Here is an 18,574-nt window from a genome sequence, read left to right on the forward strand (position 1 = left end):
GTCTCCGGTCAGACCTGCCGCTTGCGCGACTATAGCATTTGAGGGCGAATTTGCCATGCCGGTTCGGTCGCGAAGGTCGCGCTGGTCCAAGCTATCCATTGCAGCACTCGCGTGATGCGCATATTCTATACGCATGTTGCGGAGGCTATCATGCGCAAGATTGCCGCAAATGCGGTCCGCCAGCCGGCAAATCTATCGATCGATTCACAGCTCATGAAGGAAGCCAAGGGGCTCAACGTGAATGTATCTCGTGCCGCCGAAGCCGGGATCGCAGAAGCCGTGGCAGCCGAGAAAACGCGGCTGTGGAAGCTCGAAAACCGCGCCACCATGGATGCCTGGAACGAGTATGTCGACACGTACGGCGTTCCGCTCAAGGAGCATAGGCGTTCTGATGGCGCGCTATGACGCCTTTGCCGCCAGCGGCATCGAAGGCGGCTACGTCCTCGAGGTTCAATCCGACCTGCTCGACAATTTCAAGACGCGCGTCGTCGTTCCGCTTTTGCCCCTCGCGTCGGCGCCGCCGCCAATGCGGAAGCTGCATCCGGTCTTCGAAATCAATGGACGCAAGCTGGTCATGGCCACCCATCTGATCGCTACGGGGGCTGCGACGGAACTCGGGGAAAACCGTTTCAACCTCGCGAAGCATCACGACGAGATCGTTGCAGCGCTCGACATGCTGTTTCAGGGCTTCTGAGCCGCTCGGCCTCAACCGGACGTCTTCGTCGCCCAGGCCTTCAGCGCCTCATCAAAAACCTTCTCGCCCGGAATGCCCTTTTCCATGGTGAGCAGGGCACGGCGTCCGGTCTTGTAGACCACCGGCACGTCGATCCAGGCCTGCCCCCTGAGCAGCGTCAGGTTGGCGTCCTCGTCGGCTTTGGTGTCGTTGAGGGCGACGAGGAAGAAGCCGTCGGCGATCTTGGCCGGGATGCCGATCAGCGGGCTGCCGGCGTCCTGTTCCGAGCTCTTCATGGCGATGCGCAGGATGTTGTCGACGCCGCCGCCGTCAAACCCTTCCGGCGTCAGGAAGATCATCTCGATGATGTGGCTGGCCGGCAGCGTCTGGTCGGTATTGCGCCGGATGGTCATGCGCAGCTGGATGTCCTTGCCGGGTATCGTCGCCTCGGCGCGGATCGCCGGCTCCGGCGGCAGGTCGCCGCCCGGCGATTCCTGCACCAACGACCAGACGATGCTGCCGGGCTCGGCGGTTCCCTGCTGGGTGCTGGTGCGCTCCTCATAGAAGATCGCTTTCTGGCCGACCGGCACGGTCGCTTGGGCCGTCGCAGGCGCAGTCCCGGACGCGGGTGGCGGAGTCGTGCCAGCGGCAGGCGGAGTGGCCGCCGCGGCCGGAGGCGTGGTTCCGGCGGCCGGCGCGGGCGGATTGGCGGCGGCACCGGCGGGCGCCGACGGCGTGGTCCCGGCAGGCGGGCTCGCTGGCGGGGTTTGCGCAGCCTGCGGAGTGTCGGCGGCGGGCGGGGTCGCGGCCGGAGTTGGCGCGGCGGGCGGCGTGCCGGCGGCGGGCGCCGGCGTCATCCCAGGCGCGGCTGGCGGCGGCGTGGTCAGCGCGGCGACGGATTCGCCCTCGCCGATGGTGCTCTGGCCGCCGGCCGGACCAGGATCTACTTCCTTGCCCTCGGGCGTCAGCCGCTGGGTGAATTTCGCCGTTTCGGCCGGCTCATTGGCTGCAGCCGCGTTATTGCCCGCAGCCGGCGGCGCGGCCGCCGTCTCGGCGGTCGGCTTTGTCGGGGCGGCAGGCTTGACCAGAGGCTCGGTCGAGACGGTCTGGCTGCTGCCGCCCTTCAAGCCGAGTATGGAGCTGAACGCATCCTTGTTCAGCCAAACGCCGTACCCGCCGCCGGCCAGCACCAGCAATGCGACAACGGCAGCAATCAACCCGCCATAGCTGCGCTTGCGCGGCGCAGGCCGCAGCCGCTGGAAAGTATCGGCCGGCTGCTCGTCATTGGCAAAGACATCGCTGTCCTCGTCCGGTTCGGCGGCGTTCATCCCGGGCAGGCCGACATCGTCCTCGCGCGGCGAGGGCATGGGCGGCGGTGCCGCGGGCACCTTGTGCCAGCCGCCGGGCTCAGTCTTCGTTGCCCGTTGCCAGCTTGGTTCCGTCTTTGCTGCGGCTTGCCAGCTCGGTTCCGCCTTCACCGGCGCCGGTGCGGGCGCCGTCTTGAAGGGCTCCGGCTTGAAGGGCTCCGGCTTGAAGGGCTCCGGCTTGGCAGGTTCGGGCTTCGCCACCGACGGCTGCCGGACGTGGCTCGGCTGGTTCTTGTTGCGGTCGATCGAGGAAAAAATATGTTCCAGCTCCGCCAGGGGATCTTCCGCTGGAGCCGGCTTGGGCGCCGGAGCAGGCTTGGCATACTCGCGCTCGACGCTGGCGACGGCATCTTCGAGCGAACGTTTCTGCTTGCTGATGACCTCGGCCGACAACGGCGGAGAATAGTTCGCGAGTTTCTTCGCCAGCATCTCACGAGCATTCTCGTAAATCCGCTTGCGCAACTCGGGCGAGGGCTCGCTGTGCTTCGCAAGCTGTTTTTTCAGAACACCAACGAAATCTGCCATGCGTCAGTCGACCTGCAATTCTTTCCCGGGCCGGCCGCAAATCAGCCGTAGCGCCTGGAAGCGCTGTGAAACTAGTCTTGAAACGGATCGGTCACAAGTATCGTGTCGTCCCGCTCCGGGCTGGTGGAAAGCAGTGCAACCGGGGCGCCGATCAGCTCCTCGATGTGGCGGACATATTTGACGGCTTGCGCCGGCAGATCGTTCCAGCTCCTGGCGCCGGCCGTCGTTCCCTTCCAGCCTTCGAGCGTCTCATAGACCGGCTCGACGCGCGACTGGGCGCCCTGGCTGGCCGGCAGATAGTCGATCAACTCGCCATCGAGGCGATAGCCGGTGCAGACCTTGATCTCGTCCAGCCCGTCGAGCACGTCGAGCTTGGTGAGCGCGATGCCCTTGATGCCGTTGACGGCCACCGCCTGGCGCACCAGCACGGCGTCGAACCAGCCGCAGCGGCGCTTGCGGCCGGTGACGACGCCGAATTCGTGGCCGCGCGTGCCGAGGAACTCGCCGACCTCATTCTTCTGCTCGGTCGGGAACGGCCCTTCGCCGACGCGCGTCGTATAGGCCTTGGTGATGCCGAGCACATAGCCGATCGCGCCGGGGCCGGTGCCGGAGCCGGCGGCCGCTTGCCCTGCCACGGTGTTGGATGAGGTGACGAAGGGATAGGTGCCGTGGTCGATATCGAGCAGCGTGCCTTGCGCGCCCTCGAACAGGATGCGCGCACCCGCGCGGCGCTTGTCGTCGAGCACCTTCCAGACGCGGTCCATGTAAGGCAGGATCTCGCCGGCCACCGAGGTCAGCTCCTGCATGATCGCCTCCTGGGTCGCTTCCGGATGGCCGAGCCCGCGGCGCAGCGCATTATGATGCGTGAGCAGCCTGTCGACCTTCAGGGGAAGCGTTTCCAAATCCGCCAGATCCATCACCCGCACCGCACGCCGGCCCACCTTGTCCTCATATGCGGGGCCGATGCCGCGGCGGGTCGTGCCAATCTTGGTTCCGGAATTCGAGGCGGCGTCTTCGCGGAACCCGTCCAGCTCCCGGTGCAGCGACAGGATAAGCGCGGTGTTTTCGGCGATTTTCAGGCGTTCGGGCGTCACCTCCACGCCCTGCTCCTTGAGCTTCTTTGTTTCCGCGACGAAGGCGTGCGGATCGAAGACCACCCCGTTGCCGATGATCGACAGCTTGCCCTCTCTGACCACGCCGGACGGCAAGAGCGAAAGCTTGTAGACCTTGCCGTCGACGACCAGGGTATGACCTGCATTGTGGCCGCCCTGGAAGCGCACGACCACGTCGGCGCGCTCCGACAGCCAGTCGACGATCTTGCCCTTGCCTTCGTCGCCCCACTGCGAGCCGACGACCACCACATTGGCCATGTTCTTTTCCTTTGAGATGCCGCCTTGGCGGCTTGAAACGACAGGCCTCTATAGCCTCATGTGCAGGCCGATGCGACCCCTTCTTTGTCCCCGAAACCACCCAGGGCACAACAAACCAGGCACAACAAATTCCGGCTTTCGCATCATTTACTTGGCCTCGCCATCGCAATAGGCCGGCATCCTTCTTCCACCGCGCCTGCCGGTCCAGGATTAAGCGATGCATCGAGCCGCCTATCTGTTCCTGCTCTCCACCATGCTGCTGTGGGGCGGCAATTCCGTGGCCGGCAAGCTCGCCGTCGGCCATGTGTCGCCGATGACGTTGGTTTTCCTGCGCTGGGTGCTGGCGGTGCTGATCATGCTGCCCGTCGGCTGGCGGACGCTTCGCGAGGACTGGCCTGAACTGCGCCGGCATTGGCTGCTGGTCGCCGGCCTCGGCGCCTGCGGCTTCACGGTGTTCAACGTCATCTTCTACACGGCGCTGAACTACACGACCGCCATCAATGTCTCGATCGAGCAGGCCTCCATACCGATCGTCATCATCCTCGCCAACTTCGTGCTGTTTAGGCTGCACGTGCAGCGCCTGCAGATCGTCGGCGTCGCGCTCACCATCCTCGGCGTCGCCCTGACCGCTAGCCAAGGCGACCTCGGCCAGCTGCTGAAGCTCGAGCTCAATTTCGGCGACGCCATCATGCTGGTCGCGGTCCTCTGCTACAGCCTCTATTCGGTGGGGCTGCGCCTGAAGCCGGCCGTCCGCTGGCAGAGCTTCATGCTGGCTTTGTCGCTCGCCGCACTTTTGACCTCGGTGCCGTTCTTTGTCTGGGAAGTGGCGGCGGGCCGCGTCATCGTCCCGGACGCGCGAGGATGGGCGGTCGCGTTCTACACCGCGCTCGGCGCGTCCGTCGTCTCGCAGATCTTCTACATCAAGGGCAACGAGCTGATCGGCGCCAATCGCGCCGGACTGTTCATCAATCTGGTGCCCATCTTCGGCACCCTGCTTTCGGTGCTGATCGTCGGCGAGCAGTTCCAATTCTATCAGGGTCTTGCGCTTGGGCTCGTGCTCGGAGGCATCGCGCTGGCCGAATACAGCGGCAGCAGGGCCGTTCTGTAGGGGAATGCCCCGCATGCCGAAGCATGCGGGGCATGATCTTTCAGGCGGCGCCGACATCGAAGTGCAGCGGTTTGGCCGAATCGATCGATTGGTGCGCCCGCAGTTGATCGAGCACCCTTTCCGGGAAGGGTGCGTCGAGATAGAGCAGCGCGATCGCATCGCCGCCCGGCCGGTTGCGGCCGAGCTGGAAGTTGGCGATGTTGACGCCGTTCTCACCGCAGACGGTGCCGAGCAGGCCGATGATGCCGGGCGCGTCGGCATTGGTCGTGTAGAGCATGTGCTGGCCGACCTCGGCATCGAGGTTGATGCCCTTGATCTGGATGAAGCGCGGCTTGCCGTCCGAGAAGCAGGTCCCGGCGATCGAGCGCGTCATGTGCTCGGTCTTGACGGTGAGCTTGATGTAGCCGTCGAAGACGCCAGATTTGTCGCGCTTGACCTCGGCGACGATGATGCCGCGCTCCTTCACCATGATCGGCGCCGAGACCATGTTGACGTCGGAGACCTGCGGCCGGATCAGGCCGGCAAGAGTGGCGCTGACCAGCGCGCGCGTGTTCATCGTCGCGGTCGAGCCGTCGAACAGTATCTCCACCTCCTTGATCGGATCTTCGGTGACCTGGCCGACAAAGGCGCCGAGCACCTCGGCCAGCTTGACGAAGGGTTTCAGTCGCGGCGCTTCCTCGGCGGTGATCGAGGGCATGTTGATGGCGTTGGAAACGGCGCCCTTGATCAGGTAATCGGCCATCTGCTCGGCCACTTGCAGCGCAACGTTCTCCTGCGCCTCGGTGGTCGAGGCGCCGAGATGCGGGGTTGCCACGACATTCTGCATGCCGAACAGCGGATTGTTCTCCGCCGGCTCGGCCTCGAAAACATCGACGCCGGCGCCGGCCACCTTGCCGCTCTTCAGCGCCGCGACCAGGTCGGCCTCGACGACCAGCCCGCCGCGCGCGCAATTGATGATTCGCACGCCGTCCTTCATCTTGGCGATCGCGGCCGCATCGATGATGTTGCGCGTCTTGTCGGTCAGCGGCGTGTGCAAGGTTATGAAGTCGGCGCGCGCGAAAAGCTCGTCGAGCTCGACCTTCTCGACGCCGAGTTCTTCAGCGCGGCTGTCCGACAGGAACGGATCGAAAGCCACGACATGCATCTTCAGGCCGACGCCGCGCGTCGCGACGATCGAGCCGATATTGCCGCAGCCGATCACGCCCAGCGTCTTACCGGTGATCTCGACGCCCATGAAGCGGTTCTTCTCCCATTTTCCCGCATGCGTCGAGGCGTTGGCCTCCGGGATTTGGCGCGCCAGCGCGAAGATCATCGCAACGGCATGCTCGGCCGTGGTGATCGAATTGCCGAAGGGCGTGTTCATCACGATGATGCCTTTCCGGCTAGCCGCCGGAATGTCGACATTGTCGACGCCGATGCCGGCGCGGCCGACGACCTTGAGCCTGGTGGCGGCATTGATCAGCTTCTCGGTGACCTTGGTCGCTGAGCGGATGGCGAGGCCGTCATACTGGCCGATCACTTCGAGAAGCTTTTCCTTGTCCTTGCCGAGATCGGGCAGGTAGTCGACCTCGATGCCGCGGTCCTTGAAGATCTGCACGGCGGTGGTTGAAAGTTTATCCGAGACGAGAACGCGGGGCGCCATGGCGGCCTCCTTGAAGAATGGGATTGATCCGTTTGGGATCGGCGGCCCGAAGGCCGCCGCGAATGACTCAGGCGGCCGCTTTCAGCGACGCCTTCTGCATGGCGAAGGCCCAGTCGAGCCAGGGCAGCAGTGCTTCGAGATCGGAGGTCTCGACGGTCGCGCCGCACCAGATGCGAAGGCCGGGCGGCGCATCGCGGTAGGAGCCGATGTCGTAGGCGACATCTTCCTTGTCGAGCGTCGAGACGATACCTTTGGCGAAAGCCGCCTGACCGTCGGCATCGAGCGCCGCCACGTCCGGATCGGTGAAGGACAGGCACACGGAAGTGTTTGAGCGCGTCGCCGGATCGACGGCCAGATGGCCGAGCCACGACGACCTGGCCACGAACCGGTCCAGCACCGCGGCGTTGGCGTCGGCGCGGGCGATCAGCGCTTCCAGGCCGCCGATCGACTTCGCCCATTGAAGCGCATCGAGATAGTCCTCGACGCACAGCATCGACGGCGTGTTGATGGTCTCGCCCTTAAAGATGCCCTCGATCAGCTTGCCGCCGGAAGTCAGGCGGAAGATCTTCGGCAGCGGCCAGGCCGGCTTGTAGGTTTCCAGCCGCTCGACGGCGCGCGGGCTGAGGATCAGCATGCCGTGCGCGCCCTCGCCGCCCAGCACCTTCTGCCAGGAGAAGGTGACGACGTCGAGTTTATCGAAGTCGAGCCGCTGCGCGAACGCCGCCGAGGTGGCGTCGCAGATGGTGAGACCCTTGCGGTCGGTCGGAATGAAATCGCCGTCCGGCACGCGCACGCCGGAGGTCGTGCCGTTCCAGGTGAAGACCACGTCGCGATCGAAATCGATCTGCGTCAGATCCGGCAACACGCCGTAGCCGGCCTCGAACTTGCGCACATCGGCGAGCTTGAGCTGCTTGACGACATCGGTCACCCAGCCGGAACCGAAACTTTCCCAGGCGACCATGTCGACGCCGCGCTCGCCAAGCAGCGACCACAGTGCCATCTCGACCGCGCCGGTATCGGATGCCGGCACGATGCCGATCCGGTAACCGGCCGGGACCTTGAGGATTTCGCGCGTCAGCTCGATCGCCTGTTCGAGCTTGCCCTTGCCGATTTTGGCGCGGTGAGAGCGTCCGAGCGCAGCAGCTTTCAGCGCCTCGACCGACCAGCCGGGGCGTTTTGCACAGGGACCTGAGGAGAAATTGGGGTTTGCCGGACGGAGTCCGGGCTTGGTAAGCGTCGTCATCGTGGTCTATCCTTCCAGATAGTGGCCCCTCGTTGGGGAGGGGTGGCCCACGGACGGCGATATGCTTTCAGGCTTTCGGCGTCAAGAGCAAAGTTTTTGTCGCTGTCGGGATATTTGTCTCACGGCACCACGCGCCGGAAACGAAAAAGAACGGCGGACCGCTCGATCCGCCGGCGGCAATTTCCGAGTTCTCTCGCTCACCAAAGATCGTAGCGCAGCCCGAGCTTGACCTGGTGATTGCTGATCCCCTTTCGGATCGAGTAGGAGGTCAGGCTGTCGGCTGTCGCATATTCAGCATCAGGCGCTGAGAAATACTGATATCCCAGATCTATCAGCACATTCTTTGAGACCTGGTAAGCAAAACCTGCATTCAAGGTGTACGCAAGTGAATACTTCGTCTTGTTATCGGTTTGGGTGAAATCATCGGAGGGATCAGCGTTGTCGGTGAAATAGCTCGCTGAAAGATTGTACTTGCTCCGCACAATGCCGAGACCCGCTCCAACATAAGGTGTAACGCCAATATAGGTACCAAGGTCGACGTAACCGTTGAGAATGCCCGAGAATGCATAATTCTTGAGGGTCGCGGATGCCACGGTTGCCGTGGCCGGCGGTGTCACGATCAATGTGTCATCGTAGCCGACACTGACCCTGTTGCCCGGCAGATAACCGAAATTGAAATCAGCACGCAGGTAATCGGTGAAATGGTAGCCGAAGCCTATACTCGCAAAGATCGGGTCTTCTTTGTCGCTGAAGCTCCCCGGCGGGGAGGCGAAATCCTCATTCCTGAAGCTCTTCTCCACCAGATAGGAGACGTCGCCGCGGAGGTACCAGCCGGAGCCTACCTCGACCGGCTGATAATCCGGCGCCTGATCGACATAGATCGGCGGATCGTAGTCGGCCGACACCGCCTGTGTCGCCGGCATCAACACGATTGCGGCGAGCGCCAGTGCGATACACGATTTTGATGTCATGGTCCCCGGCTCCTGAGATTGGCGCCAGTCGCGAACGCGAGCACAGCTGCCGTTTCAGGAGCATTGTTAACCATAGTGGTTAAGTGCCGGTTAAGGATAACAGGGGGTTACCGAATTGATTTCGATGCTGTTTTACCGGCCACCCACAAAAGAAAATCGCCCGGCTGGCGCCGGGCGATCGGCAGAATTTCAGGATCTCGAAGCGGCTACTTGGTGTAGATCGGCTCCGGCTCAGGCTGGTAGGCCACCGGTGTAGTGCACCCATTGTTGCCGCCGAATTGGTAGCGCAGACCGCCGCGCACCTCATGCGTGTTGATGCCGTGGTCGAACCCCGGCCCGGAACTCGTCGAATCGAACTCGAACATGCGCCCGCCCTGGATGTGAGTGAAGCGGTAGCCTGCGTCGAGGATCACCCTGTCGGTCAGGCAGTAGGAAGCGCCGGCCATGAGCGCATAGGCGAAGCGCCAGTTGGACGAACCCGGGTTGGTTTCGGTGGTGTTCGGATCGTGGACCGTGTCCCACTTGACGTGCGCGCCGCCGATGCCGGCGCCGACGTAAGGCGTGATGCCGTGATAGGTGCCGATGTCGACATAGGCATTGGCCAACAGCAGCAGCGCGCTCATCCTCGACACCTCGGTTGATGTCGTGACGAGGTCCGAGGTCTGGCCGTTGAAGTCCGACTTGAACCAATAGTCGGCCGTCAGATCGGTTCGGAAGTAATCGTTGATCTTGTAGCCGACGCCGCCGCCGAGCGAGAAGCCGCCCTTCAGCTTGCCGAAATCGAAATCGTTGGTGCCGGGCGGTGGCCCGTATGTAATGTAGTCGATGCCGCGCAAGGTCGACTTGTGGTAGTCGATGTCGCCGCGAATATACCAGCCGCCGACGTCGATCGGCTGCGCCTCGACCACCGGCGGCGGAGCTTCCTCCACCGGCGGTGGTTCCCCCAGGTCGGCGGCGAGGGCCGGTCCGGCCACTCCCGCCAACAGCGCGGCAAACAGTGCCATTCTTGCGGTATCGAACATGCTGTCACCCCTAAGAAGCCTCGGGACGACATCGCCCGAAGATGAACCTCGGCGTGGATAATGAATTGCAAAGGTTAAAAGCCGTTTAACCGTACCGATTAACCACGAATGCCTACAATTTTAGAGGGTATTCCGTTGTCCGGGGGTGTTGCGCGCGCTTGAAAAAGCCCGCCTGGCGGCGGGCTTGCAGGTGCGATCGTCCGGTTTGCTGCGGCGATCAGGCGGCGCTGCGGGTATCCGAGATGATGCCGACGATCTCGTTGACGACGGCCTCGACCAGCTGCGGATCGTCGCCTTCGGCCATGACGCGGATGAGCGGCTCGGTGCCGGACGGTCGGATAACGAGGCGGCCGGCCTTGCCCAGGCGGTTGCGCCCTTCCTCGATGGCTGCCTTGACCGGCGCCTCCTCCAGCGGCTTGCCGCCGGAGATGCGGACGTTCTTCAGAAGCTGAGGCACCGGCTCGAACTTTTTCGACAGCTCGCTGACCGGCCGGTTCTGCCGTTTGATGCAGGCCAGCACCTGCAGCGCCGAAACCAGGCCGTCGCCGGTGGTCGAGAAATCGGACAGCACAATATGGCCGGACTGCTCCCCGCCGACATTGAGGCCGTGCGCGCGCATGTGCTCGACGACATAGCGGTCGCCGACCTTGGTGCGGTGCAGCTGCAGCTTCATGTCGCCAAGGAAACGCTCAAGACCGAGATTGGACATCACCGTCGAGACGACGCCGCCGCCGGCCAGCCGTCCGCTCTGGTGCCAGGACTCGGCGATCAGCGCCATGATCTGGTCGCCGTCGACGATGGCGCCGTTCTCGTCGACGATGACCACACGGTCGGCGTCGCCGTCGAGCGCGATGCCGATATCGGCGCGCACCTCGTGCACCTTCTTCTGCAGGCCGGCCGGATGGGTCGAGCCGCACTCCTTGTTGATGTTGAAGCCGTTCGGCTCGACATTGATGGCGACCACCTCGGCGCCGAGCTCCCACAGCGCCTCCGGCGCCACCTTGTATGAGGCGCCGTTCGCGCAATCGACGACGATCCGAAGCCCGGAAAGCGACATCGAGCGCGGCAGCGTGCGCTTGGCGAATTCGATATAGCGGTCGTGGACGCCGTCGACGCGCTTGGCACGCCCCAGCCCGTCGGAATCGGCAAGCGACAACTCGATGTCCTTGTCGAGCATGCCTTCGATTCGCTCCTCGATCTCGTCGGAGAGCTTATAGCCGTCGGGGCCGAACAGCTTGATGCCGTTGTCGTAATAGGGGTTATGCGAGGCCGAGATCATCACCCCGATGTCGGCGCGCAGCGAGCGCACCAGCATGGCGACCGCCGGTGTCGGAATCGGCCCGAGCAGGAACACGTCCATGCCGGCGGCGCACAGGCCTGACACCATCGCGTTCTCGATCATGTAGCCGGAAAGCCGCGTGTCCTTGCCGAGCACGACGCGGTGCCGATGGTTGCCCCGCTGGAAAGAAAGGCCGGCGGCCATACCCACCCGCATGGCCACCTCGGCCGTCATGGGAAACTTGTTGGCGCGTCCGCGAATGCCGTCGGTGCCGAAATACTGCCCTGCCATACCTGCCAAAGTCCCCGTCGTTTTCAGCCGCCCGTATTGCCACAATTGGGCCGCATCCGATCATCACGTTTCGTGATTATATATTACCATTGCTTAGAAAATCATTGTCGCGGACGGGTCAAGTGATTCGGCGGCCTGCCACGACCTCTCGTTGTAACGGGAATATAGAAGCCCAGACAGCTTTTCCGCCCGACACGGTTGTAAAAACCTTATTTGCTCGAACCGAGCGCCAGCAATTTAGCACCTTGTCGGCAGGAACACACTTTGTGAGGGCATCCGCGCGGGAAGCATCTGGCGCAGCCCGAAGTTGAGAGCTATTGATTTGGTATAGGCACCATTTGGCGGCAGCAAGGGAGAAAAACGCCATGCTTATTCATAGACTTGCAGCATTGACGGGCATCGCCGTCGCAACCCTGTTCCTGGCGGCGCCGGCCAACGCGCTGACCATGGCCGAGTGCAGCACCAAGTACAACGCGGCCAAGGACGCCGGAACGCTCAATGGCCAGACCTGGAACCAGTTCCGCAAGGCCCAGTGCGGCAGCGACGCTTCCGCCACGACCGACACCAAGGCGGCGACCGACACCAAGGCGGCGACTGAGACCAAGGCTGCGACCGAGACCAAGGCTTCTGACACCAAGAAGGCAAAGACGGCAGCTGCCTCGGACGACACGGCCAAGGGCCTGACCGCAAAGGAATGCAGCACCAAGTATCAGGCCGCTAAGGCGGCCGGCACGCTGAACGGCATGAAGTGGAACGATTTCCGCAAGGCTGAATGCGGCCCCGGCGCCACTGCTGCGGCAACCGCCAAACCTGCCACCAGCAAGACTTCCACCGCCGCTGACGGTGGTTCGGCCAAGGGCCTGACCATGGCCGAATGCAGCAGCAAGTACCAGGCTGCCAAGACCGCCAACAAGCTCAACGGCATGAAGTGGAACGACTTCCGCAAGACCGAATGCGGCGCCGGCGACGACGACGACACCGTGCCGGCTCCGACCGAGGCGACTTTCACCAAGGAACCGGCAAAGCCCAGCGTGGCTGCGCCGAAGGGCGTGACCTTCCCGACCGCCATCTCGCCGAAATTCGCCAACGAGACGCCGGCCAAGGCCCGCATGCACACCTGCCTCGAGCAGTACTATGCCAACAAGGACGCCAACACGCTGAACGGCCTGCGGTGGATCCAGAAGGGCGGCGGCTTCTACAGCCTCTGCAACGCCAAGCTGAAGAGCTGATCGCTCAGCGCTTACCTCCAAGACCAAGGCCCGCGCATCGCGAGATGCGCGGGCTTTTTCGTTGGACGCGCTTAAAGAGGCATATCGGCGCCGCAAAAGAACCCCCGCCGGCGAAGCTACCAATCTCCCCCTATATGGACTGAGGACATCGCGAACAGGTGTGCGAAGACATCGCGAACAGTTTCGTGCGTTTTGCGCGGGAGGTTCGGGGTGCCATGCGAGGCCAGAAGCGTGATGAGCCAGAAGGAAGATTGGCGCTTGCGCCGGACGCCGATCTTGCAGGTGCGGTCCGCGAGCGACTCGCCAATCGTCTGTGACCTCGCAAACAACAACGCCGCGGTCTGAGCCGCGGCGTCGTTTTTTATGTTTCGTTTTCGATCGAGCCTTAGCCCTGCGGCTGCGGCTCCATGCCGCCTTCGGGCTCGGGGCCCTTCTTGCGACGGCCGCCGGTGCCGGCTTTCGGCACAGCCGAGCCGCGGCTGGGCGGCGTGTCGTCGCCAAGGTCGCGGGCGGGCTTGTGGCCAGCGATCAGCTGCTTGATCTCCTCGCCGGTCAGGGTCTCGTATTCGAGCAGCCCTTCGGCCAGCGCGATCCAGTCCTTCTTCTTCTTGGTCAGCACGGTCTTGGCGGTGGAATAGGCATCGTCGATCAGCCGGCGCACCTCGGCGTCGATGATCTGCGCGGTCTCTTCCGAGATGTTCTGCTGGCGCGCCACCGAATGGCCGAGGAAGACCTCTTCCTGGTTGTCGCCATAGGCGACATGGCCGAGCTTGTCGGAGAAGCCCCAGCGCGTGACCATGGCGCGCGCCAGCTTGGTCGCCTGCTCGATGTCGGAGGAGGCGCCGGAGGTGATGTTCTCCTTGCCGAACTTGAACTCCTCGGCGACGCGGCCGCCCATCATGATCGCCAGCCTCGAGATCATGTATTTGTAGCTCATCGAATAGCGGTCGCCTTCCGGCAGCTGCATGACCATGCCGAGCGCGCGGCCGCGCGGGATGATGGTCGCCTTGTGCAGCGGATCGGCCGTCGGCACGTTGAGCGCCAGGATGGCGTGGCCTGCCTCGTGATAGGCGGTCAGCTCCTTCTCGGCCTGCGTCATCGCCGACGAGCGGCGCTCGGCGCCCATCATGATCTTGTCCTTGGCGTCCTCGAACTCGGCCATGGTGACGAGCCGCTTGTTGCGACGCGCCGCCATCAGCGCGGATTCGTTGACCAGGTTCATCAGGTCGGCGCCGGAGAAGCCGGGCGTGCCGCGCGCGATGACCTTGAGGTCGACATTGGGCGCCAGCGGCACGTTGCGCACATGCACCTTGAGGATCTTCTCGCGGCCGACGATGTCGGGGTTGGGCACGACCACCTGGCGGTCGAAGCGGCCCGGCCTGAGCAGCGCCGGGTCGAGCACGTCGGGCCGGTTGGTGGCGGCGATCAGGATGATGCTTTCGTTGGACTCGAAGCCGTCCATCTCGACCAGCAGCTGGTTCAGCGTCTGCTCGCGCTCGTCATTGCCGCCGCCGAGGCCGGCGCCGCGATGGCGGCCGACGGCGTCGATTTCGTCGATGAAGATGATGCAGGGGGCGTTCTTCTTGGCCTGGTCGAACATGTCGCGCACCCGGCTTGCGCCGACGCCGACGAACATCTCGACGAAATCCGAGCCGGAGATGGTGAAGAACGGCACGTTGGCCTCGCCTGCGACGGAGCGGGCGAGCAGCGTCTTGCCGGTTCCGGGAGGGCCGACCAGCAGCACGCCGCGCGGGATCTTGCCGCCGAGCCGCTGGAACTTCTGCGGATCGCGCAGGAACTCGACGATCTCCTCCAGGTCCTCCTTGGCCTCGTCGACGCCGGCGACGTCCTGGAAGGTGACGCGGCCATGCGCCTCGGTGAGCAACTTCGCCTTCGACTTGCCGAAGCCCATGGCGCGGCCGGAGCCGGACTGCATCTGGCGCATGAAGAATATCCACACGCCGAGGATCAGGATCATCGGCAGCCACGAGATCAGATAGCCGAACAGCGAGTTCGAACCGTCGCTTTCAGGCCGCGCATTGATGGTGACGTTCTTGTCCTGCAGCCTGGAGACCAGCGACGGATCGCCCGGCGAATAGGTCTGGAAGCCGTTGGCGTTGTCCGTATAGTTGCCCGAGATACGGGCGCCGGCGATCGTCACGCTCTTGACCCGGCCGGAAGACACATCCTGCAGGAACTGCGAATAGGCAATCTCGCTCGAAGCGCCGCGCGTCTGCGGCGTCTGGAAAAGATTGAACAGGGCGATGAGCAGGACCGCTATGATCGCCCAGAGCGCGAGGTTGCGATAATTCGGATTCATCTATTGTCCTGTTGGCGTCCGCGCGCGGACCCACGATGGTGATTGGAGGCTTGGGCCTAACATAGGGAGAGCGTCTCCCCTTGCCAAGCAGAACAGCATGCCTCGGTTAAGCTTTCGCCCATGCTCCGCCGGGATCATGGCCGCGAAAAGGCGAGGGCGGCAGCGGCGGCGCGCCGATCAGCGCGGCGACGGCGGCAGCGGGCCGGAGATCGAAGGACGGCAGGAAGCGGGTGAAGGGCGACACCGCAGGAACGATCGCCGTCGCCGCCGGCGCGGCATCACCGCCAGCCAAATCAAGGCGTTCGCCGCCGCGCCACAGCGCGGGCTCGGCGGCCAGCGCCTTGCGCAGCAAGCTCGCCGGAACGTCGCCTTCCGGGGTAAATCGCTTGGCGGCGCCGGGACCTGCTGGCGCGATCACCAACCCGCTCGGCCTGTCGCTCAATGTGATCCTCCGCCGACCGTCCCATAGGGCCTGCTCAGCAGCCGGAACTGCGGGCAGATTGCGGGCCTCGCGGTGGAGGAAAATGCCGGTGCGGCGCGCGTCGACCACCGTCCGCGACAATGTGGCGCAAAGCGTCCCCGACCGCAGATGCTCGAACAGCGCCCGGCAACGCGCCTCGTCGACAAGGAACGTGACGCCGCCGACCGTGGCGAGCAGGATGCGAAATGCATAGACGGCGGCTTCGCTATCCTCACCACTTGCGAAATCGCGATCGAGGCGGATGAGCCCCGGAGCCGGCTGGCGAGCGAAGGCGCCGATCAGCGCCGCCGCACGCTGGCCGAGGTTCTCGCGCTCGGCGGCTGCCTGTCCGGCCTTGGCGATTGCTTCCATGAGGCGCGCCTCGCCGGCCCCGCCCGTGAGCGAGATGCGCAGGCGCGGCCGCTCGAAGCGCCGGTCGACATTGGTCGGATCCTCGGTCCAGCCGATGCCGCGACGCTTCAGCATCTCCCGCAATGCCGCGCGGCGCGTGGCGAGCAGCGGGCGGGCGATCCAGACCCGCCAATCGTAGAGCGTCGCGGGCGCCATGCCGGCGAGGCCGCGGCCGTCGCGTGGATCCTCGTTGCGTGCATCCCCTTCACGAGCTTGCCGCATCAGCACGGTCTCGGCCTGGTCGTCGGCGGTATGTCCGGTCACCACCGCGCCGATGCCTTCCGCTTCGGCTGCCTCGGCCAGCTGCCGGTAGCGCGCCTCGCGCGCGGCGGCCGGCAAGCCGGTCGATGGCTTGCGGCCGGACCAGACGAGCGTGCGATGCGCGATGCCGTGCTCGGCGCAAAGCCGGGCGACAGCTTGCGCTTCGGCCGCCGAGCTTGGTCTGAGGTCATGATCGATCGTCACCGCAAGCAGCCTTGCCGCGGGCAGGGTACGGTCGAGGTGGTGCTTGAGCAGATGGAGAAGGGCGGTCGAGTCGCTGCCGCCGGACACGGCCGCAACGGCGCCGTGGGAGAAGTCGAAGTCTTGGAAAAGGCGATCCGAAAGGTCAGTCTCGGTACCGAACATCACTGCGCGTCGTCCACAAGCGGTCCCGATTCTGGGACAACGACACGCAAGCTAGCACGAGGCCAGCGCCTTTTCCTGCTTGATGCGTTCCTTCAGCGTGCCGGAAACATCCGGGTAGCGCTTGCCGATCTCGTTGAAAGTGGCGCAGGCCACGTCGTTCTGCTTGAGGCCGACCAGCGATACGCCGAGCTTGAGCAGCATGTCGGGCGCCTTCTTGGCCTTCGGATAATCCTTGCTGGCGGCCAGGAAAACCTCCGCCGCGTCGCGGTATTTCTGCTGGCCAAGCAGGGATTCGCCCAGCCAGTAATGCGCGTCCGCCGCCTTGGCGTCCTTGGGGAAGCGCGAGATATGGTCGCGGAACCCCTGCTCGGCGGTGGGATAGTCGCCCGACAGGATGAACTGGTAGGAGTTGCGGTAGAGTTCGTCCGGATTGTTGGTCGAGGGCAGCGAGGCCATGACCGTGCCGCCGGACTTGCCTTTGCCAGCCTTGCTGCCGGTCTCCGCGGCAGGCGCGTTTGCCGTAGCCGCGGGAGCTTCCGTCTGCGAGCCCGCCTGCGGGGCGGGGTCGGCATTGACGACATTGCCGTTCTTGTCGACGGTAATGGTGCCGAAGGTCTTCGGCGGCGCGCCGGTGATCAACTTGCCCGGGTCGCCGGTCTGAGACTCGACGATGACGTCGCCGACGCTCTTGCCGCCGCCGTCCTGCGGAGCCGAGCCGGCCGGAGCTTGCGTCGCCGGAGCCGTTGCGACGTTGGTGTCGGTGCCGCTGTCGCCGGCGCCAGCATCGCCCATATTCGTGTTGCCGCTGCTGCCGTCCTGCGGCGCGGCCTCCGACTTCTTCTGGCCGGTTGGCTTCGCGCCCTGCGAGCCGCCTTCGAGCTGCTGGAAGCGGAACTCGTTGTCCTCCTGCTGCTTGCGCATCTGCTCCTGCATTTGCAGGATCTGGAAATTGAGTTCCTCAAGCTTGCCGTTCATCTGGCGGATCTGATCCTCCAGACCGGTCATGCCGGCGCCGTCCTGCTGGGCGACTTGCGCCTGCTCGGTCTTCTTCTTGTCGCCGAAAATGCCCAGCGTCGGCAGATGGAAAGTGAAGCCGCTGTTCGAGGCTTGCCCGCTGTCCGCCGGGGCTGCGACGCCTGCGATGCTTGATAGGAGCAGCAGCGCAAGCGTGCCGCTCAGGACCGTTCTGAAATGCATTATGTCTCTCGCCGTGAAAATCTGTTGGCCCGATGCGCCTTTCCAAATCGGAGGGGGATAAAGCGCCCTCGCGCTCTTAGCAGGACGCGAGACTTCGGCCAAATTTTGTTTCAAGCTGTCGCATATGAAAAAGGCGGCTCGGAGGCCGCCTTTCGTTCAGCGATGTTGTATTTTTGCCGCCCACAGCGCCGCGCGTCGTCAGACGCGCCAAGGACGCTGTGGCGCTTATGAGCGTTTCCGAAAATCGATATCGATTTCCGGCGCGGCGCGTCAGGAACCGGCGCCCGAGAGCGTGGTGACGGCGCGGCGGTTCTGCGACCAGCACGAGATGTCGTCGCAGACGGCGACCGGGCGTTCCTTGCCGTAGGAGATCGTCTTCAGACGGTTGGCCGCGACGCCCTTCGAAACCAGGAAGTCGCGGGTGGCAGCGGCGCGGCGGGCGCCCAGCGCCAGATTGTACTCGCGCGTGCCGCGCTCGTCGGCATGGCCTTCGATGACGATGGCATACTGCCTGTACTGGTTGAGCCACTGCGCCTGGCGCGACAGCGTCGTCTGCGCGTCGGCGCGGATCGACGAGGAGTCGGTGTCGAAGAAGATGCGGTCGCCGATGTTGACGGTGAAGTCCTGCGCCGAGCCGGGCGTGGCAGAGCCGGCGCCGTTGAGGCCGAGATCGGCGGCGCTGTTCGGCGTCTTCTTCGAGGCGCAGCCGGTGATGGCCAGAGCCGCCACCAGCGCGATCATCGCCGGATTTCTGGTAAGTGCTGCGATACGGCCCATGCCGCCTCTCCTTCGCATTCGAGTGATTTCGTTGATCACCCAGTAACCACGTTTGGGTTAAC

15 protein-coding genes are annotated in these 18,574 nt (G+C 64.2%); 4 read left to right on the forward strand and 11 right to left on the reverse strand.

Annotated elements, in window-relative coordinates:
• Positions 1–150: 150 nt before the first annotated feature.
• Together P9217_RS26530 and P9217_RS26535 are read left to right on the forward strand one after the other, a co-directional pair.
• Positions 151–405, forward strand: a complete 255-nt coding sequence (locus P9217_RS26530; protein WP_127217234.1) for a type II toxin-antitoxin system CcdA family antitoxin — start codon at positions 151–153, stop codon at positions 403–405.
• The gene (locus P9217_RS26535) at positions 392–694 is read left to right on the forward strand and encodes a CcdB family protein (protein ID WP_127217233.1); all 303 of its coding nucleotides are present in this window, start codon (positions 392–394) and stop codon (positions 692–694) included. Before P9217_RS26530 ends, P9217_RS26535 begins: the two co-directional genes overlap by 14 nt.
• 11 nt (positions 695–705) lie before the next feature.
• Here the strand turns inward: P9217_RS26535 and P9217_RS26540 are convergent, their stop codons facing one another.
• Together P9217_RS26540 and P9217_RS26545 are read right to left on the reverse strand one after the other, a co-directional pair.
• A complete protein-coding gene (locus tag P9217_RS26540) occupies positions 706–2,565 on the reverse strand; it encodes a hypothetical protein (protein WP_278088153.1) in 1,860 nt (619 codons plus the stop codon).
• Positions 2,566–2,636: 71 nt separating this feature from the next.
• Positions 2,637–3,935: an adenylosuccinate synthase gene (locus tag P9217_RS26545; RefSeq protein ID WP_067001833.1), complete on the reverse strand. Its 1,299-nt coding sequence runs from the start codon at positions 3,933–3,935 to the stop codon at positions 2,637–2,639.
• A 217-nt stretch (positions 3,936–4,152) separates the two neighbouring features.
• Between P9217_RS26545 and P9217_RS26550 the strand changes: the two genes are divergently transcribed.
• Complete coding sequence (locus P9217_RS26550; protein WP_278088154.1) at positions 4,153–5,043, forward strand: DMT family transporter; 891 nt, start codon at positions 4,153–4,155, stop codon at positions 5,041–5,043.
• 40 nt (positions 5,044–5,083) lie between these two features.
• On the opposite strand, the gene serA is transcribed toward P9217_RS26550, so the two are convergent.
• The 5 genes from serA to glmM all read right to left on the reverse strand — a co-directional run bounded on the left by serA (position 5,084) and on the right by glmM (position 11,491).
• Positions 5,084–6,685 carry a phosphoglycerate dehydrogenase gene (serA, locus tag P9217_RS26555; RefSeq protein ID WP_067001828.1) on the reverse strand — a complete coding sequence of 534 codons (1,602 nt, stop codon included), beginning with the start codon at positions 6,683–6,685 and terminating at the stop codon, positions 5,084–5,086.
• A gap of 67 nt (positions 6,686–6,752) precedes the next feature.
• On the reverse strand, positions 6,753–7,928 hold the full coding sequence (locus P9217_RS26560) for a phosphoserine transaminase (protein ID WP_278088155.1): 1,176 nt from the start codon (positions 7,926–7,928) through the stop codon (positions 6,753–6,755).
• A gap of 197 nt (positions 7,929–8,125) precedes the next feature.
• Positions 8,126–8,899: an outer membrane protein gene (locus tag P9217_RS26565; protein WP_095824079.1), complete on the reverse strand. Its 774-nt coding sequence runs from the start codon at positions 8,897–8,899 to the stop codon at positions 8,126–8,128.
• 206 nt (positions 8,900–9,105) lie between these two features.
• Positions 9,106–9,921 carry an outer membrane protein gene (locus P9217_RS26570; protein ID WP_067001819.1) on the reverse strand — a complete coding sequence of 272 codons (816 nt, stop codon included), beginning with the start codon at positions 9,919–9,921 and terminating at the stop codon, positions 9,106–9,108.
• A 217-nt stretch (positions 9,922–10,138) separates the two neighbouring features.
• A complete protein-coding gene (gene glmM, locus P9217_RS26575; RefSeq protein ID WP_067001816.1) occupies positions 10,139–11,491 on the reverse strand; it encodes a phosphoglucosamine mutase in 1,353 nt (450 codons plus the stop codon).
• A 365-nt stretch (positions 11,492–11,856) separates the two neighbouring features.
• On the opposite strand from glmM, the gene P9217_RS26580 reads away from it, so the two are divergent.
• Positions 11,857–12,720: a hypothetical protein gene (locus P9217_RS26580; RefSeq protein WP_127247211.1), complete on the forward strand. Its 864-nt coding sequence runs from the start codon at positions 11,857–11,859 to the stop codon at positions 12,718–12,720.
• Between the two features lie 385 nt (positions 12,721–13,105).
• Here P9217_RS26580 and ftsH read toward each other — a convergent pair whose 3' ends face one another.
• From ftsH to pal, 4 genes are all read right to left on the reverse strand, one after another.
• Entirely contained in the window at positions 13,106–15,040 is a 1,935-nt protein-coding gene (ftsH, locus tag P9217_RS26585; protein WP_067001810.1) for an ATP-dependent zinc metalloprotease FtsH, read from the reverse strand.
• Positions 15,041–15,146: 106 nt separating this feature from the next.
• Entirely contained in the window at positions 15,147–16,538 is a 1,392-nt protein-coding gene (gene tilS, locus P9217_RS26590) for a tRNA lysidine(34) synthetase TilS (RefSeq protein ID WP_278088156.1), read from the reverse strand.
• A gap of 51 nt (positions 16,539–16,589) precedes the next feature.
• Positions 16,590–17,735 carry a tol-pal system protein YbgF gene (ybgF, locus tag P9217_RS26595; protein WP_278088157.1) on the reverse strand — a complete coding sequence of 382 codons (1,146 nt, stop codon included), beginning with the start codon at positions 17,733–17,735 and terminating at the stop codon, positions 16,590–16,592.
• Positions 17,736–18,005: 270 nt separating this feature from the next.
• Complete coding sequence (gene pal / locus P9217_RS26600; protein WP_067001802.1) at positions 18,006–18,512, reverse strand: peptidoglycan-associated lipoprotein Pal; 507 nt, start codon at positions 18,510–18,512, stop codon at positions 18,006–18,008.
• Positions 18,513–18,574 lie beyond the last annotated feature (62 nt).

Origin of the sequence: Mesorhizobium sp. WSM4989 (genome assembly GCF_029625795.1) — a bacterium.
Classification (GTDB): Bacteria; Pseudomonadota; Alphaproteobacteria; order Rhizobiales; family Rhizobiaceae; genus Mesorhizobium.

Coding starts and splice junctions, on each gene's coding strand:
- P9217_RS26565 (WP_095824079.1), bottom strand. CDS start 8,899: ATGACATCAAAATCGTGTATCGCACTGGCGCTCGCCGCAATCGTGTTG.
- glmM (WP_067001816.1), bottom strand. CDS start 11,491: ATGGCAGGGCAGTATTTCGGCACCGACGGCATTCGCGGACGCGCCAAC.
- ybgF (WP_278088157.1), bottom strand. CDS start 17,735: ATGCATTTCAGAACGGTCCTGAGCGGCACGCTTGCGCTGCTGCTCCTA.
- P9217_RS26570 (WP_067001819.1), bottom strand. CDS start 9,921: ATGTTCGATACCGCAAGAATGGCACTGTTTGCCGCGCTGTTGGCGGGA.
- tilS (WP_278088156.1), bottom strand. CDS start 16,538: ATGTTCGGTACCGAGACTGACCTTTCGGATCGCCTTTTCCAAGACTTC.
- P9217_RS26545 (WP_067001833.1), bottom strand. CDS start 3,935: ATGGCCAATGTGGTGGTCGTCGGCTCGCAGTGGGGCGACGAAGGCAAG.
- P9217_RS26540 (WP_278088153.1), bottom strand. CDS start 2,565: ATGGCAGATTTCGTTGGTGTTCTGAAAAAACAGCTTGCGAAGCACAGC.
- P9217_RS26580 (WP_127247211.1), top strand. CDS start 11,857: ATGCTTATTCATAGACTTGCAGCATTGACGGGCATCGCCGTCGCAACC.
- P9217_RS26535 (WP_127217233.1), top strand. CDS start 392: ATGGCGCGCTATGACGCCTTTGCCGCCAGCGGCATCGAAGGCGGCTAC.
- pal (WP_067001802.1), bottom strand. CDS start 18,512: ATGGGCCGTATCGCAGCACTTACCAGAAATCCGGCGATGATCGCGCTG.
- serA (WP_067001828.1), bottom strand. CDS start 6,685: ATGGCGCCCCGCGTTCTCGTCTCGGATAAACTTTCAACCACCGCCGTG.
- P9217_RS26560 (WP_278088155.1), bottom strand. CDS start 7,928: ATGACGACGCTTACCAAGCCCGGACTCCGTCCGGCAAACCCCAATTTC.
- P9217_RS26550 (WP_278088154.1), top strand. CDS start 4,153: ATGCATCGAGCCGCCTATCTGTTCCTGCTCTCCACCATGCTGCTGTGG.
- ftsH (WP_067001810.1), bottom strand. CDS start 15,040: ATGAATCCGAATTATCGCAACCTCGCGCTCTGGGCGATCATAGCGGTC.
- P9217_RS26530 (WP_127217234.1), top strand. CDS start 151: ATGCGCAAGATTGCCGCAAATGCGGTCCGCCAGCCGGCAAATCTATCG.